The organism is Microbacterium sp. 69-10 (assembly GCF_001897945.1).
In the GTDB taxonomy this organism is placed as follows: Bacteria; Actinomycetota; Actinomycetes; order Actinomycetales; family Microbacteriaceae; genus Microbacterium.
The window spans coordinates 582-13,072 of record NZ_MKRT01000006.1 but is presented as its reverse complement, the minus strand read 5'-3'; the positions used below and the strand labels follow the sequence as shown (position 1 = coordinate 13,072).

Here is a 12,491-nt window from a genome sequence, read left to right as displayed (position 1 = left end):
AAAACTCGTCACCGCGATCGAACTGGGACGAGCGAATACGCGCGTGCGTGACTTCGCTGACATCCATCTTCTGACCGGCACACACGCTCTCCAGTGCGGGGAACTGCGCGACGCGCTCACGGCGACCGCAACTTTCCGCGGGACCACTTTGATTCCGTTAGCGCAGGCCGCCGAGGGGCTCGCAGTGCTCCGAGACTCAACCTATGTCGCTTACCGGAAGGGGCTCGGCGAGGCGGGCGCAAGTCTGCCGGAGATGTTCTCTGACACCGTCGCTGCGGCTGCCGACTTCGTCGATCCGGCGCTGGACGGGCTCGACGCCAAGGCATTGCGGAGCCCCGTCGAACGGAACTGGAACACGGCATCCGGCGCACCGTCTGAGCCGACCGAATCGGCTACAGGTAGAGCGGAACTGTGACGGTTTCTGCCGGACCTCGCGGCACTTGATCTGGTGACCAGACGGTCAAGCCCGTATGACGGTCCGGGCGATGGCTGCGACGGCCGTGTTCAGGCTCTTGGGTCGCCGGTTCACGCGCATCGCCCCGGTGAGCAGGTTGAGTGCGTCGAGCGTGGGGCTGTCGGGGGATGGGGCGCGGTAGGGGTCTTCGCGGTCGCGCCAGCCGAGTTCGAACAAGAGTTCACTGATGCGTGACTCCCAGAGTTCAGCGGGTGTCTCATTCGCGGCGACGACGAGCGCCATCCATCCGGCGTGTCGCTCGGCGGGGGTCGTTCCGAGTGGGAGCCGGCCGGTGATGTGGCGCAGGATCGCCTGCGGATCGCCCCGCCGTGCCGCGATTGCCCGAGTCGGAGCGATGCGCCCTTTGCGCACCGACACCAGCCCGAGCGCTCGCGCGGTGGCGCGGAGTTCCCAGACGGGCCAGGTGAGGTCTTCGCGGTTGGCCTTGCCGATCCACCATTCGGTGATGCCGGTGCGATGTGCGATCTGCTCGACGGCAGCGGGCTTCAGATACCCGGCGCCGGTGAGCGCCGCGCCGTCCCCGACGATGTCGAGGAGCGCTCGGAACGGCTCGGTGAGATCGGCCGCATCGTCTGCGCTGACATCGGTCGCACCGGAAGCGGACGGATGCGCGAGCGCGTCGCGCAGGCCGCGTGCGCCGCGGTTGCGTGCCAGCTTGAGCAGCGACCCGAGTTCCTCGACGACCGGGATCGGCTCCGCGGTGACGGAGGCGATGAGCTCGTTCGTCTCATCGATGTCGAACACGTCGGGATGCCAGCCGTCGGGCAGCCACGCGCGTCCTTCCGCCGTGCTGTCGAACATCTCGGGGCGGAGGGCGTCGTCGTAGTCGCTGCGCACCCAGTCGGCGAGCTCGGCGTAACCCCAGACGCCGCCGCAGTCCTCCGGCGGGCAGGCGAGCTTCCCGCCGACGCACACCGGAGCCGAAGGAGGGGCGTCGAGCACCTTCTCGACGCGCAGGAGGTGCTTCCAGTCATCCCCGAAGTCGTAGTCGTACCAGAGCCGATCACCCTCGCCGGCGATGACCTGATCGAGACGAACATCGTCTTCGAGCATCCCCTCGTCGCCCTCATCGAGGTCGAACTGGGTGAGGAACTCGGGAGCGTTGCGGTCATTGCTCGTGCGGAAGCGGTGCAGGTGGCTGTCGGTCCATCCCATCGCCGCCTGGATCACCTCGTGCAGCCGCGGGAGGAGGATGTCGCCGGGCACCTCGACACGTCGCCACACCGGCGGCTTCGTGCGCTGCAGATCGATACGGATGCGGAAACCCCGCACCGTTGCGGGGACGGCGAGGAGCTGCGGCTCGGGGCGCCGCCAGAGATCGTCCAGGCCTCCCGAGTCGAACGATTCGCTAGGCTGAACCGACATCGCGCTCGCGCGGATGTGGTCAATGAACTTCTGAATGTCCGCCGCCTCGAAGCTCTCAGCCGCCATACGTGCTCTCCCGGTTCCGTGCGCCTCGATTGACAACGCAGCATCACGAACAATTCTGGCTCAGCGGATGCTGCCCCCCAACTGCTGGGTGGGAAGCGTCCACCGGGGCGCGCACCCCGACAGGCGAGAGGCGGCGCGACAGAATGGTGCCTATCCCGATCGCCGGAGGTGAGCCCATGAAGCGCAAGAACGTCACTCGTGAGGCGCTTCATCGTGCCGCCCTGCGTTCCACCCGGGCGTCGGCGGCGCTGGAGAACAGGTCGGTGCCGGTCGGTGTCACTCGCTCTGAACGGGTCGAGCGCTTCCTCGTCGCCCGCAAGCAGCGCGTTTGACGGGCATCGAGCCCGGCTATGGCAAAACGCCGGTGGAGTTCGATCAACTGTTGAGAGGTTAAGGGATCAGCTCTGCGCGATGCGTGCGATGAGTTCGTTGACCCAGATAATCGCGTCATCGACAGTTGCCAGGACGTCGAGGCCGTTGGCTGCTTCCTCGTAGAGTGTGTCCCAACGATCCCCAGCGGCCATGCGTGGCGGCCATGTCTGCTGACGTCGGTATTCGAAGAGCCTCGTACACGTCGCCTTGGTCAACAACAGATCCACCGGTTCGCCAGCCTCGAGAATCTGAAGATCGACCAGGTCGTGTGCCCGCTCACTTCCTGCTGCGGAGAGTGCGTGAAGCTTCTGCGCGATCTGGTGATCTGCGCGCAGCACAGGAATCGGTCGGGGTGCTTCGAGGCCGACCTCGGTAAACAGCTCCGCGAGGTCGTGCGCAAGCCGGTACTCGGGCTCTTCTGCGTCACCGATCTCGTTGTGGCCCAACTCGAAGGCGACCGTGCACCATGGGCGACCCCGATAGTCGAGCTTCACCTCGAAGGGCTGCATGACGTACGTGGTCGGCACCCCCGTCGGGCGTGGTGCTTGCTTCTCGATGAGCCGCCCGGTGAATCCCGCCCATCCTGCGGCGAGGGACTCTTCAAAATCGCTGCGGAACTGACTCAGGGGCCCACGCCTGGCCGCATCGAGATCCCTCGTGAACCGAGTGCCTCGACCGAAACGCAGTGCCATCGCGCTTCCGCCTTTGACGGCACCGCCGGGCAGCATCTGCCCGACGACGACCAGGGCCATCCCCACACGCCGACGAGAAGCGAGCCCTTCGTCTCCTTCGAGATTGCGAATCCGCTGCTCCAGAGAGCGGAGGTTCGGCGGTGGCGCATCATAACTCATCGCTGAAGTTCCTTTCGCACGTGCTGCCACTCGGCCGTCGTCAGGAGACCCTCTGCTCTCGCTTGCTTGGCTGCCGACAGGAGCCGTTCGTCCTGGATACGACCGCGGCACTCGATGAGTGCGTCGGCGACCGGCCGTGCCCGAAGACCCTCATAGAGTGTGGTGCGTGCGCCAGGGGTGACCTGAGTCAACTCGATGTAGGCAGGAAGTCGCGGCCTGGCGCGGCGCGGGACGGCGACCTTCACCTGCCGTGGATTCACGTCGGCAAGACCGAACAGTGCTAGGACGGACTCGCCGTGCAGATGCGCGTCCTCTCCGACCCGGAGCAGCGCTTCTGCGTACTGGTCGTAGGGTGTTGGAGGGATGTCGGCCACGCGGTACAGGCCGTAGGCGACGTTCTCGATCCCGCCCCGCGCCGCGAGCTTGGGAAGCTCGATCGGCGGGACCCCAGCCTCCGCTGCTTCCCGCGTGGTGACGTAGCCATAGTGGTCGAGCGCGATCTCGCGCACCACTTCCCGGTACTTCGCTTCAGCCGCCATGTCACAATTATACCGAAAACGGTAGTGTTGTGACGGGATGTGTGATGGTCGTTCAGTCAGCCTTCTGGTTCACGACGCACTGTTCAGCGAGGCTGACGGGGAACCAACACGGTGACCAGATTGGTGACCAGAAACCGTCCCCGAGAGGCGCTAATCAGCACGAATCACTGCGTAGCTGTCGGTAGCCCGCGGTAGACTTGACCCCATGAGATCCCTGAAATTACGGGGAACTCCATCGATTCGGGGCTTCGCTCGGACGGGCCAGGCGGCTCTCAGTTGTTCTTGGTTCGAGTCCAGGTACCCCAGCAAGAATGAAACCCCCGCTCAGGCGGGGGTTTTCTTGTTCCCGGAGCCATCTTCCTACGCTGTGGGGGCGTGCTGCTGGATGACCGCGAGCGCCTCCTCCGGCTCATCCACGAAGGTGCACAGCTGAGCGAGCGGGACGGGCAGGAAGCCTTCCGCATCCATGCGGGCGAACTGCTGCTGCAGACCGTCGTAGAAGCCGTCCGTGTTCAGCACGACGACCGGGCCGGGGTAGATGCCGTGCTTGCGCAGTTCGAGCACGTCGGTCGCCTCGTCGAGCGTGCCGCTGCCGCCGACCATGATCACGACGGCATCGCTGCGGGCCAGCAGCGTCGCCTTGCGTTCGGCGAGGTCGGCGCCGACGATCAGCTCGTCCGGCTCCTGCAGCGGGCGGGCCTTGGCCGCGAGGAAGTCCACGGAGACTCCGATCAGCCGCCCGCCGGCGTCATCGACAGCATCCGCAAGAACCTTCATCAGCCCCACGTCGCTCGCGCCCCACACCAGGGTGTGCCCCTGCTCGGCGATCAATCGTCCCAGCTCCCGAGCGGCGCTTGCGTAGCGGTCGTCGAGATCGGATGCGGAGAGGAAGACGCAGATGTTCACCCTCCCAGCTTAGAAAGCGGGAGCGGCCGGTCGCTCACCTCGCGAGCGCCGCCAGCTCCTCGCGTGTGCCGTCGAACACGTTCATGTCGATGTACTGCTCGACGCCGACGTAGCCCTTGAGCCGGTCGTGATCGGAGTACTGCCAGATGGCCCAGTCGCGTCCGTCTTCGAGGGTCGCGGGCAGGACGATCGACCGGATCCAGATCGGATTGTCCGGGTATCCGCCGGACAGATAGCGGTCGTAGGCCGAGGACGTCGCGTAGATGACGGGCGGTGCGCCGTAGTGCTCCTCGAGCAGCCGCAGCAGCGGTCCCAGGATCGCGTCGACCTGCGCGCGCGTCGGCGGGTGGGCGAAGAAGTCTCCGTAGTACTCGAGGTCCAGTGCGACCGGGAGGGTGGCTCCCTTCGGGACCGTCTCGATGATGTGCGCGGCCTGGGCCTCGCCAGTGCTCTCGAAACTCACGAAATGATAGGCGCCGATCAGCAGGTCGGTGCGAGAGGCACCCGCCCAGTTCGCAGAGAAGCGCGAGTCGGTCGACTTCGAACCCTCCGTCGCCTTGATGTACGCGAAGTCGATGTCCTGCGATGCGAGCACGTCCCAGTCGACGTCGCCCTGGTAGCTCGAGATGTCGATCCCGCGCACAGGGTACGACGCTGCGAACAGTCGCGCGGGCCACAGCACGCCGTTGAAGATCAGGACCGCGAGGATCCCGAGCACCCCGATGCTGCTCGCGGCGATCACGATCAGCCGTGTTCCGGCCCGGTGTCTCATGCTCTCAGGATACGGACGGCAGCCGGGAGGCCCGTGAGACGGATGCTGGAGTCCGGGGCCTCTCGGTGAGCAGGAGCACCCCGGTGCCGAGCGTGAGCACGGCGGTGAGAGCGTGCACTCCGAGAGCCATCGCGGTCGAGCCGCCCGTGGACAGGATCAGCAGAGCATCCAGCAGCGGCACGATCGCGATGACCGACATCGCCCACCCGAGAGCCCGGCGCTGGCGGGTCAGCAGCAGCACCAGCGGCAGGATTCCGGTGACCAGGTCGCGCGCGCCCTTCGTGGCGAGGAATGCCGCCGCATCCCCTTCGGGCCAGCTCGCCATGCCGAAGCCGGGCGCGGTGCCCGCCGGATCGAGCAAGTAGCTGACCCCGACATAGCCGATCATCAGAGCGAGCACGACGGTGAGCCAGGTCGCGAGATGCCGACGGAACCTCATCGGATCGACTCCCCGGCAGCGGCGGGCGCCGGTCGCAGTGCGCCCAGCACCTGCACGAGCATCCGGGTCACGGGGGAGGACGGGCGCATGACGTCGGCGTGCGCCCGCAGCACGCCCGCCTTGGAGACGAGCCCGGTGGTCCCCGCGCGGTGGAGGGCGTCCATCCCGCGGAAGAACGACTCGACCCGTCCCGCAGGGGTGCTCGTCCAGCGGACGGTCGTGGGGGTCTCGCCCGCGTTCCACATCCGGTGCGCGACGCCGCTGCCGATATCGAAGGTTGCGCCCACGGGGTAGTCCTGCTCGCGGTCCGCGTATCCGACGCGCAGAGCACCGGAGAGCACGGTGAACGACTCCGTGTGGTGAGGGTGGACGTGCATCGGCGGACGCTCGCCATGCTGCTGGTACGTCGCCTCGACCACGAACCGGTCCGGGGTGCTTTCGATGACGATGATCCTCTCCGACCCGTTGAGGGTGAGGGTGAGGGTGTCTTCCATGATTCCTCCGAATTTGACTTGCATACGAGTTACTTGAAAGGAAGCTAACACTCAAGTAGCTCGCACGCAAGCTATAGTTTCGGTATGGACGACAACGACCGCATCGATGCCCTGGTGGGGCAATGGGCGGAGCAGCGACCGGACGTCGATCGCGATGCGATGGCCCTGCTCGCCCGGCTCAATCGCGCCGCCGAGCTGGTGAATGCGCGCACAGAGGGACTCGCCAGGAGATATGGCGTGAACAAGGGCGACGGAGACGTGGTCTTCGCCCTGCGTCGTTCGGGAGCGCCTCACCGGCTCTCGCCCACCGCGATCGCCCGTGCGCTGCTGATGACGACCGGGACGATGACGGGCAGGCTCGATCGGCTCGAGAAGCTCGGCGTGATCAGAAGGGTGCCCAATCCGCAGGATCGACGGAGCCTGGACATCGAGCTCACCGAAGAAGGACTCCGCCTGGCGGACGAGGCCGTGTCCATGCACAATGCCACGCTGCGCGAGATCGCCGGTGGCCTCAGCGATGCTGACCGCGCCGACCTCGACCGTGTGACCCGCGCGATCATCACGCAGCTCGGCGAGAGGTGAGCGGCGTGATGGAAGTCGTGGAGTACAGCGCGATCCCGCCGACGCCGTGGAGGAACGGGCGCGGCATCACGCGGAATCTGTTCGACGACGCGACGGATGCCGGCACATGGACCTGGCGCGTGAGCATCGCCGAGATCACGGGCACGCAGCCCTACAGTCCGTACCCGGGCGTGCGTCGAGGTCAGGTCGCACTCGGCCCGGGCGCCGTGGACCTGCGCATCGACGGGCGCGAGGTCCTCCTCGATCCGGAGGGGATCGTCGTGTTCGACGGCGAGGCCGCGGTGAGCGCCAGCCCGCGGGAAGCGGGCTTCCTCGACCTCAACGTCATGACCCATCGTGACTCCTGGGAGTGCGACATGCGGAGCGTCGACGATCCGGGTGTCGTCGACGCGGGCGATGGGATCCTCGTCCTCGTGGCGCTCCGCGACTCCGCGCTGGTGGACGGAAGGCCACTGGCGCGACTCGACGCCGTGAAGCTCGAGACCTCTGCCTCCGCGGACTTCCGCGGCAGGTTCGTCGTCGCCCGGATCGCCGCTCGACCGCATCCGCGCAGCTGAGCCCCGCGTGCGCCCGGCGCGCTCAGCGCGGCACCGACGACCACACGATCGAGACGCAGACCATCATCGAGATCAGCGCGACGACAGCCATGGCCAGCATGCAGGCAGCGAGCCAGCGCAGTCGGTGACGTGGCGCAGAGATCCTGACGCGCACGACGAACTGCGCCGCAAGCAGCCCGACGAGCAGCACGATCGCGATGAGCGCGACGGGAACCGCCGCGCTGCGCACGGCGATGATGCCGATCAGCGGCACCAGGCAGACCACCACGAAAACGGCGGACGAGATCAGCCACACCGTTCCGGATGAACTCCGCAGTGCCGGCTGGTTGGTCGCCACGGTCGGATCGGACGACGAACCGGAGCCCCACCGGCAGCGCGCGTAGATTCGAGGCGTGACTTCGTCTGCATCCCTCACCCCCGCTCGCGCGTTCCGCATCGTCGGCGCGGTCGCCATCGTCCTGGGCGGGATACTCGCCGCCGTCACCGGACCTCTCCAACTGGGCAAGGGGAGCTGGGCCGCGGCGTACCTGGTGCTGGTCGCCGGCGCCGCCCAGTACGTCATGGGCGCAGCCCTCACACGATGGCGGCCCGCAGGCTCCACCACGGCACGCTGGTGCTGGTTCGCGCTCTGGAACCTCGGTCACCTCGGCGTGATCGGCGGCACTGTCGCCGGCTCGACCGCGACCGTGTTCGTCGGATCCGGCCTTCTCGTCATCGCTCTCGTACTCGCCTTCCTCGCGTCGCTCGGGACTCGCGTCGAGACCGACCGGACACTGCTCCTCGGCTACCGCGTGCTGCTCGTGCTGCTGGCGGTCAGCATCCCCGTCGGCATGGTGCTCTCCGCGATCCGCAACGCATAGCGCGCACGGATGCCGGGCCTGTCGGACTGGCTACGCTGGCAGGGTCAGGTCACGGATGCCGAGGAGAGCCCGCATGAGCAACCAGGAGTCGAACCCGGTCGAGAGCGTCCTGGAGCCGGGCGCGTTGTGCGCCGACGTCGAGGTGCTCACCCCTCGAGAGGTGCCCCTGGGCGGCATCCGTGCGATGACCGTGTACCGCACCCTGCCGCAGAAGCAGCGCTCGCTGGTCGGCGCGTGGTGCTTCCTGGACCATTACGGACCGGACGACGTGGCCGACACCGGCGGCATGGAGGTCCCGCGGCATCCGCACACCGGACTGGCGACGGTCTCGTGGCTGTTCACCGGCCGCATCGACCACCTCGACTCCAACGGCATCGCTGCTCCCGTGCTCCCCGGCGAGCTCAATCTGATGATCGCGGGGCAGGGCATCACCCACCAGGAGATCAGCACACCTGACACGACCGTGCTGCACGGCGTGCAGCTCTGGTACGCGCTGCCCGAGTCCACGAGGTTCTCGGAGCACGCATTCGCGCACTACGCGCCCGAACCGGTGGAGCTGGGTGGTGCCAGCATCCGTGTGTTCATCGGCTCTCTGGCGGGGTCGACCTCGCCGGTCGACACCCGCACCCCTGATCTGCTGGGGGCCGAGCTCGTGCTGCAACCGGGAGCCGAGGTCGTGCTCGACGTGCGCCGCGACTTCGAGCATGCCGCTCTCGCGGAGAGCGGGTCGATCGTGGTCAATGAGACGCCTGTGCAGCACCGTGAGCTCGGCTACGCGCCCACCGGCGCCGACACCATGCGTATCGCGGCTGGTCCTGAGGGCGCGCGGGTGATCCTGCTCGGCGGCGTGCCGCTGGGGGAGCAGATCGTGATGTGGTGGAACTTCATCGGCCGCAGCCACGACGAGATCGTCGAGTTCCGACGTCGCTACCAGGCCGAGCTGGGCTTCGAGCCTGCCGACCCCCAGGATGCCGGGAAGCCGGAGCTGTTCGGGCCGTACGCCGAGGGACAGCTCGCGCCGCTGCCCGCGCCTCCGATGCCCACCATCCGGCTGCGGGCACGCGAGTAGGCGGGGAGCAGACGCACCGGCCGGCTCAGACCGCGCGGGCCTCCTCCAGCGCCCTGATCGCCGCTATGTGATCCGCGCGGCGGGTCACGACGTGCTCGTCGTACTCCGGATGCTTCGGCATCCACGCCGCCACGTACGGGCACACCGGCACGATCGACTTCCCGGCCGCCACCACGTCGTCCACGACCGCGCGCACGAGCTTCGAGGCCAGGCCCTGACCCGCGTAGTCCTCGGACACCCCGGTGTGGAACAGCACGCGCTCGTCCCCGACGTCGACGTACGACTCCTCGCCGACCTCCTTGGCGTCCGTGCCGTCCTCGCCGCGGTCGATCAGCACATAGCGCGATTCGGCGGGGACGTCGCGCACGGTGAAGCGCTCCTCGGTCATGACAGCACCTTTCCGTCAGCCCCGCGCGGGCGCACGGGGTGCTCACTGAGGATCGAGACGCGGTTGAACGCGTTGATCGTGATCGCGACCCACTCGGCGGCAGCGAACGCCTGCTCGCCCAGCACGGCGGCGGCGCCGGCCAGATCGGCCTTGGACTCCTCGCTCAGCGGCATCCGCGTCGCCGCCTCCGCGACGGCCAGCACCGCCTTCTCGCGCTCGGTGTAGAGGGCGCTCTCGCGCCATGCCGGGAGCAGGTCGATCTTCTGCTGCACGATTCCCGCCTCACGGGACTCGCGGGAGTGCACATCGAGGCAGAAGGCGCAGGCGTTCAGCTGCGATGCGCGCAGCTTGATGTACTCGGACTCCTGCACCGAGAGGCCGCCGGCCGCGGCGTGCTGCTTGACGGTCGTGGAGAAGGCGCTGATCGCCTTCCAGACGTCGGGTGCGGACTTGTCCAGGTACGGACGCATGACTCTCCTCGGATGCTCGGGACGCGGGCCGGGGCCCGTTCTCAGCACCAACCTAGACGGCCCGGCCCTCATTCCCCACCCAGGGGAGAGAATGGGACGGGAACGCCCGAACGAAGACCAGAGGAGCACCGTGATGACCAGCGGCAGCAGCGACACCGGAACGATCACCCGCCAGGCGGGAGCCGAGACCGCCGTCCTCGCAGGAGGCTGTTTCTGGGGCATGGAGGATCTGATCCGCCGGCAGCCCGGCGTGCTCGGCACGCGAGTCGGTTACACCGGCGGCGAGAACGACCACGCCACCTACCGGAACCACCCGGGCCACGCCGAGGCCGTCGAGATCGTCTTCGACCCGGCTCAGACGACCTACCGCGACATCCTCGCGTTCTTCTTCCAGATCCACGACCCGTCCACGCTGAACCGGCAGGGCAACGACATCGGCACCAGCTACCGCTCCGCGATCTTCCCGCTGGATGCGGAGCAGGAGCGCGTGGCCAGGGACACGATCGCCGACGTGGACGCCTCGGGGCTGTGGCCCGGTGCCGCCGTCACGACCATCGAGCAGCCCGGACCGTTCTGGGAGGCGGAGCCGGAGCACCAGGACTACCTGATCCGCTACCCCGACGGCTACACCTGCCACTTCCCGCGCGCGGGCTGGGTCCTGCCGCGCCGAGACGCCGAGGCGAGCGCCTGATCCGCGTCGGCCCGCAGGACGGGGCCTGAGCGGATGAGCGGCAGCCCGCAGCCGGATCGCATCGCGGTGCGCGGTGCGCGCGTGCACAACCTGCAGGGCGTGGACGTCGACATCCCGCTCCGCTCACTGGTAGGCATCGCCGGGGTCTCCGGCTCGGGGAAGTCCTCGCTCGCCCTCGGCGTGCTGTACGCCGAGGGCTCGCGACGCTATCTCGAGGCGCTGTCGACGTACACGCGACGGCGGATGTCGCAGGCGCCGCACGCCGCCGTCGACTCCGTCGAGCACGTGCCTGCGGCGTTGGCCCTGCGGCAGCGCCCCGGCGTGCCCGGTGTGCGCTCCACGTTCGGCACCTCCACGGAACTGCTGAACGTGCTGCGGCTGATGTTCTCACGCCTGGCATCGCACGTCTGCCCGAACGGGCACCGCGTGCCGCCCACGATCGACGTCGCCGCCGAGACGCCATTCGCCTGCCCTGTCTGCGGTGAGCACGTGCATGCTCCGGGCGCCGAGGCGCTGGCGTTCAACTCCGAGGGTGCTTGCCCGACGTGCCAGGGCACAGGGGTGGTGCGCACCGTCGACGACGCGACCCTGGTGCCCGATCCGTCGAAGACGCTCGACGGCGGCGCGGTGGCGCCGTGGCAGATGTTCGGCTTCAACGTGCAGCCCGCTGGTGCCGGCGCTCGACGCGTCCGCGGACGGGCGGATGCGTCGAGCACGTGCGCTCCCTCGACGCGCCGGCGCCCCTGCAGGTGCACGTCGTCGACGCGACGCCGATCGGGTTGAACGTGCGCTCCACCGTCGCGACCTACTCCGGCGTGATGGATGAGCTGCGCAAGGCGTACGCGGCGACGGATGGGGCGAGGGACGCGGGGCTCACGGCATCCGACTTCTCGTACAACACGGGTTCGCTGTCATGTCCGCGGTGCGAGGGCACCGGTGAGATCTCCCTCGACGTGCAGTTCCTCCCCGACGTCGACATCGTCTGCCCGGAGTGCGAGGGCAGCAGGTTCGCCCCGGCCGCCTGGGACATCATCCGTGACGGGATCGCGCTGCCCGCTCTGCTGCGCTGCACCGTCACCGAAGCCCTCGCGCGCACCGCCGACCTGCCGCGCGCGCACAGACGGCTGCAGGCGTTCTCCGAGCTCGGCCTCGGATACCTCACTCTCGGCGAGGCGACGCCCGCGCTCTCCGGCGGGGAGGCGCAGCGCCTCAAGCTCGTGGGCCGGATGCACCGCGACCAGTCGGACGCCGTGTTCGTGCTGGACGAGCCCAGCGTCGGACTGCATCCTCTGGACGTGCGCACGCTGCTGTCCGTCTTCGATCGGCTCGTCTCGCGCGGCGCGACCGTGATCGTGATCGAGCACGATCTGGACGTGATCGCGAACGCCGATCACGTGATCGACATGGGACCGGGTGGCGGCGCGGAGGGCGGGCGGATCGTCGCCGTCGGAGCGCCGGACCGCATCGCGGCGGATCCTGCCTCGCTCACCGGCGTGCATCTGGCTCATCACCTGCGGCAGTAGCATCGTCCGGTGCGCTTCGAAGCCCTTCTCCGTCGTCTGGACCGGATCGCCGGTGGACGCCACGCCGATCTC

General features: G+C 68.1%; 19 protein-coding genes. 9 read left to right on the top strand and 10 right to left on the bottom strand.

Annotated elements, in window-relative coordinates; translation table 11 throughout:
• Nucleotides 1-415, top strand: a 415-nt coding sequence (locus BGN97_RS02005; RefSeq protein WP_363331387.1) for a nucleotidyl transferase AbiEii/AbiGii toxin family protein, incomplete at its 5' end; no start/stop codon positions are given.
• A gap of 45 nt (nucleotides 416-460) precedes the next feature.
• Here the strand turns inward: BGN97_RS02005 and BGN97_RS02000 are convergent.
• Complete coding sequence (locus BGN97_RS02000; protein WP_292697586.1) at nucleotides 461-1,840, bottom strand: plasmid pRiA4b ORF-3 family protein; 1,380 nt, start codon at nucleotides 1,838-1,840, stop codon at nucleotides 461-463.
• A gap of 242 nt (nucleotides 1,841-2,082) precedes the next feature.
• Between BGN97_RS02000 and BGN97_RS01995 the strand changes: the two genes are divergently transcribed.
• Nucleotides 2,083-2,238 carry a hypothetical protein gene (locus BGN97_RS01995; protein WP_292697584.1) on the top strand — a complete coding sequence of 52 codons (156 nt, stop codon included), beginning with the start codon at nucleotides 2,083-2,085 and terminating at the stop codon, nucleotides 2,236-2,238.
• A gap of 66 nt (nucleotides 2,239-2,304) precedes the next feature.
• On the opposite strand, the gene BGN97_RS01990 is transcribed toward BGN97_RS01995, so the two are convergent.
• From BGN97_RS01990 to BGN97_RS01965, 6 genes are all read right to left on the bottom strand, one after another.
• Complete coding sequence (locus BGN97_RS01990; protein ID WP_292697582.1) at nucleotides 2,305-3,129, bottom strand: nucleotidyl transferase AbiEii/AbiGii toxin family protein; 825 nt, start codon at nucleotides 3,127-3,129, stop codon at nucleotides 2,305-2,307.
• On the bottom strand, nucleotides 3,126-3,668 hold the full coding sequence (locus tag BGN97_RS01985) for a type IV toxin-antitoxin system AbiEi family antitoxin domain-containing protein (RefSeq protein WP_292697580.1): 543 nt from the start codon (nucleotides 3,666-3,668) through the stop codon (nucleotides 3,126-3,128). Before BGN97_RS01985 ends, BGN97_RS01990 begins: the two co-directional genes overlap by 4 nt.
• A gap of 360 nt (nucleotides 3,669-4,028) precedes the next feature.
• Nucleotides 4,029-4,574 carry a TIGR00730 family Rossman fold protein gene (locus BGN97_RS01980; RefSeq protein ID WP_292697578.1) on the bottom strand — a complete coding sequence of 182 codons (546 nt, stop codon included), beginning with the start codon at nucleotides 4,572-4,574 and terminating at the stop codon, nucleotides 4,029-4,031.
• Nucleotides 4,575-4,608: 34 nt separating this feature from the next.
• Nucleotides 4,609-5,346: a GH25 family lysozyme gene (locus BGN97_RS01975; protein ID WP_292697576.1), complete on the bottom strand. Its 738-nt coding sequence runs from the start codon at nucleotides 5,344-5,346 to the stop codon at nucleotides 4,609-4,611.
• Nucleotides 5,347-5,350: 4 nt separating this feature from the next.
• Entirely contained in the window at nucleotides 5,351-5,785 is a 435-nt protein-coding gene (locus BGN97_RS01970) for a DUF4267 domain-containing protein (RefSeq protein ID WP_292697575.1), read from the bottom strand.
• Nucleotides 5,782-6,279 carry a cupin domain-containing protein gene (locus BGN97_RS01965; RefSeq protein WP_292697573.1) on the bottom strand — a complete coding sequence of 166 codons (498 nt, stop codon included), beginning with the start codon at nucleotides 6,277-6,279 and terminating at the stop codon, nucleotides 5,782-5,784. The genes BGN97_RS01970 and BGN97_RS01965 overlap by 4 nt, the downstream gene beginning before the upstream one ends.
• An 84-nt stretch (nucleotides 6,280-6,363) precedes the next feature.
• Between BGN97_RS01965 and BGN97_RS01960 the strand changes: the two genes are divergently transcribed.
• Nucleotides 6,364-6,861, top strand: a complete 498-nt coding sequence (locus BGN97_RS01960) for a MarR family transcriptional regulator (protein ID WP_292697571.1) — start codon at nucleotides 6,364-6,366, stop codon at nucleotides 6,859-6,861.
• Between the two features lie 8 nt (nucleotides 6,862-6,869).
• Entirely contained in the window at nucleotides 6,870-7,418 is a 549-nt protein-coding gene (locus tag BGN97_RS01955) for a HutD family protein (protein WP_292697900.1), read from the top strand.
• Between the two features lie 22 nt (nucleotides 7,419-7,440).
• Here the strand turns inward: BGN97_RS01955 and BGN97_RS01950 are convergent, their stop codons facing one another.
• On the bottom strand, nucleotides 7,441-7,755 hold the full coding sequence (locus BGN97_RS01950) for a hypothetical protein (RefSeq protein ID WP_292697569.1): 315 nt from the start codon (nucleotides 7,753-7,755) through the stop codon (nucleotides 7,441-7,443).
• A 55-nt stretch (nucleotides 7,756-7,810) separates the two neighbouring features.
• On the opposite strand from BGN97_RS01950, the gene BGN97_RS01945 reads away from it, so the two are divergent.
• A complete protein-coding gene (locus BGN97_RS01945; RefSeq protein ID WP_292697567.1) occupies nucleotides 7,811-8,278 on the top strand; it encodes a hypothetical protein in 468 nt (155 codons plus the stop codon).
• A gap of 73 nt (nucleotides 8,279-8,351) precedes the next feature.
• Nucleotides 8,352-9,347, top strand: coding sequence for a pirin family protein (locus BGN97_RS01940; RefSeq protein ID WP_292697565.1), 996 nt, complete (start codon nucleotides 8,352-8,354; stop codon nucleotides 9,345-9,347).
• Between the two features lie 25 nt (nucleotides 9,348-9,372).
• Here the strand turns inward: BGN97_RS01940 and BGN97_RS01935 are convergent, their stop codons facing one another.
• Together BGN97_RS01935 and BGN97_RS01930 are read right to left on the bottom strand one after the other, a co-directional pair.
• On the bottom strand, nucleotides 9,373-9,735 hold the full coding sequence (locus BGN97_RS01935; RefSeq protein ID WP_292697564.1) for a GNAT family N-acetyltransferase: 363 nt from the start codon (nucleotides 9,733-9,735) through the stop codon (nucleotides 9,373-9,375).
• A complete protein-coding gene (locus BGN97_RS01930) occupies nucleotides 9,732-10,205 on the bottom strand; it encodes a carboxymuconolactone decarboxylase family protein (RefSeq protein WP_292697563.1) in 474 nt (157 codons plus the stop codon). Before BGN97_RS01930 ends, BGN97_RS01935 begins: the two co-directional genes overlap by 4 nt.
• Nucleotides 10,206-10,338: 133 nt before the next feature.
• Between BGN97_RS01930 and msrA the strand changes: the two genes are divergently transcribed.
• From msrA to BGN97_RS01915, 3 genes are read left to right on the top strand one after another with little or no spacing between them, the layout of a single operon-like run.
• Nucleotides 10,339-10,896, top strand: coding sequence for a peptide-methionine (S)-S-oxide reductase MsrA (msrA, locus tag BGN97_RS01925; RefSeq protein ID WP_285632783.1), 558 nt, complete (start codon nucleotides 10,339-10,341; stop codon nucleotides 10,894-10,896).
• A gap of 33 nt (nucleotides 10,897-10,929) precedes the next feature.
• On the top strand, nucleotides 10,930-11,679 hold the full coding sequence (locus tag BGN97_RS01920; protein ID WP_292697562.1) for a hypothetical protein: 750 nt from the start codon (nucleotides 10,930-10,932) through the stop codon (nucleotides 11,677-11,679).
• On the top strand, nucleotides 11,613-12,419 hold the full coding sequence (locus BGN97_RS01915) for a hypothetical protein (protein ID WP_292697561.1): 807 nt from the start codon (nucleotides 11,613-11,615) through the stop codon (nucleotides 12,417-12,419). Before BGN97_RS01920 ends, BGN97_RS01915 begins: the two co-directional genes overlap by 67 nt.
• Nucleotides 12,420-12,491: the final 72 nt, after the last annotated feature.

What these genes read in the sequence shown, in the direction of transcription:
- BGN97_RS01995 (WP_292697584.1), top strand. Translation starts at nt 2,083, where the DNA reads ATGAAGCGCAAGAACGTCACTCGTGAGGCGCTTCATCGTGCCGCCCTG.
- BGN97_RS01970 (WP_292697575.1), bottom strand. Translation starts at nt 5,785, where the DNA reads ATGAGGTTCCGTCGGCATCTCGCGACCTGGCTCACCGTCGTGCTCGCT.
- BGN97_RS01935 (WP_292697564.1), bottom strand. Translation starts at nt 9,735, where the DNA reads ATGACCGAGGAGCGCTTCACCGTGCGCGACGTCCCCGCCGAATCGCGC.
- BGN97_RS01930 (WP_292697563.1), bottom strand. Translation starts at nt 10,205, where the DNA reads ATGCGTCCGTACCTGGACAAGTCCGCACCCGACGTCTGGAAGGCGATC.
- BGN97_RS01985 (WP_292697580.1), bottom strand. Translation starts at nt 3,668, where the DNA reads ATGGCGGCTGAAGCGAAGTACCGGGAAGTGGTGCGCGAGATCGCGCTC.
- BGN97_RS01940 (WP_292697565.1), top strand. Translation starts at nt 8,352, where the DNA reads ATGAGCAACCAGGAGTCGAACCCGGTCGAGAGCGTCCTGGAGCCGGGC.
- BGN97_RS01955 (WP_292697900.1), top strand. Translation starts at nt 6,870, where the DNA reads ATGGAAGTCGTGGAGTACAGCGCGATCCCGCCGACGCCGTGGAGGAAC.
- BGN97_RS02000 (WP_292697586.1), bottom strand. Translation starts at nt 1,840, where the DNA reads ATGTCGGTTCAGCCTAGCGAATCGTTCGACTCGGGAGGCCTGGACGAT.
- BGN97_RS01965 (WP_292697573.1), bottom strand. Translation starts at nt 6,279, where the DNA reads ATGGAAGACACCCTCACCCTCACCCTCAACGGGTCGGAGAGGATCATC.
- BGN97_RS01960 (WP_292697571.1), top strand. Translation starts at nt 6,364, where the DNA reads ATGGACGACAACGACCGCATCGATGCCCTGGTGGGGCAATGGGCGGAG.
- msrA (WP_285632783.1), top strand. Translation starts at nt 10,339, where the DNA reads ATGACCAGCGGCAGCAGCGACACCGGAACGATCACCCGCCAGGCGGGA.
- BGN97_RS01990 (WP_292697582.1), bottom strand. Translation starts at nt 3,129, where the DNA reads ATGAGTTATGATGCGCCACCGCCGAACCTCCGCTCTCTGGAGCAGCGG.
- BGN97_RS01975 (WP_292697576.1), bottom strand. Translation starts at nt 5,346, where the DNA reads ATGAGACACCGGGCCGGAACACGGCTGATCGTGATCGCCGCGAGCAGC.
- BGN97_RS01920 (WP_292697562.1), top strand. Translation starts at nt 10,930, where the DNA reads ATGAGCGGCAGCCCGCAGCCGGATCGCATCGCGGTGCGCGGTGCGCGC.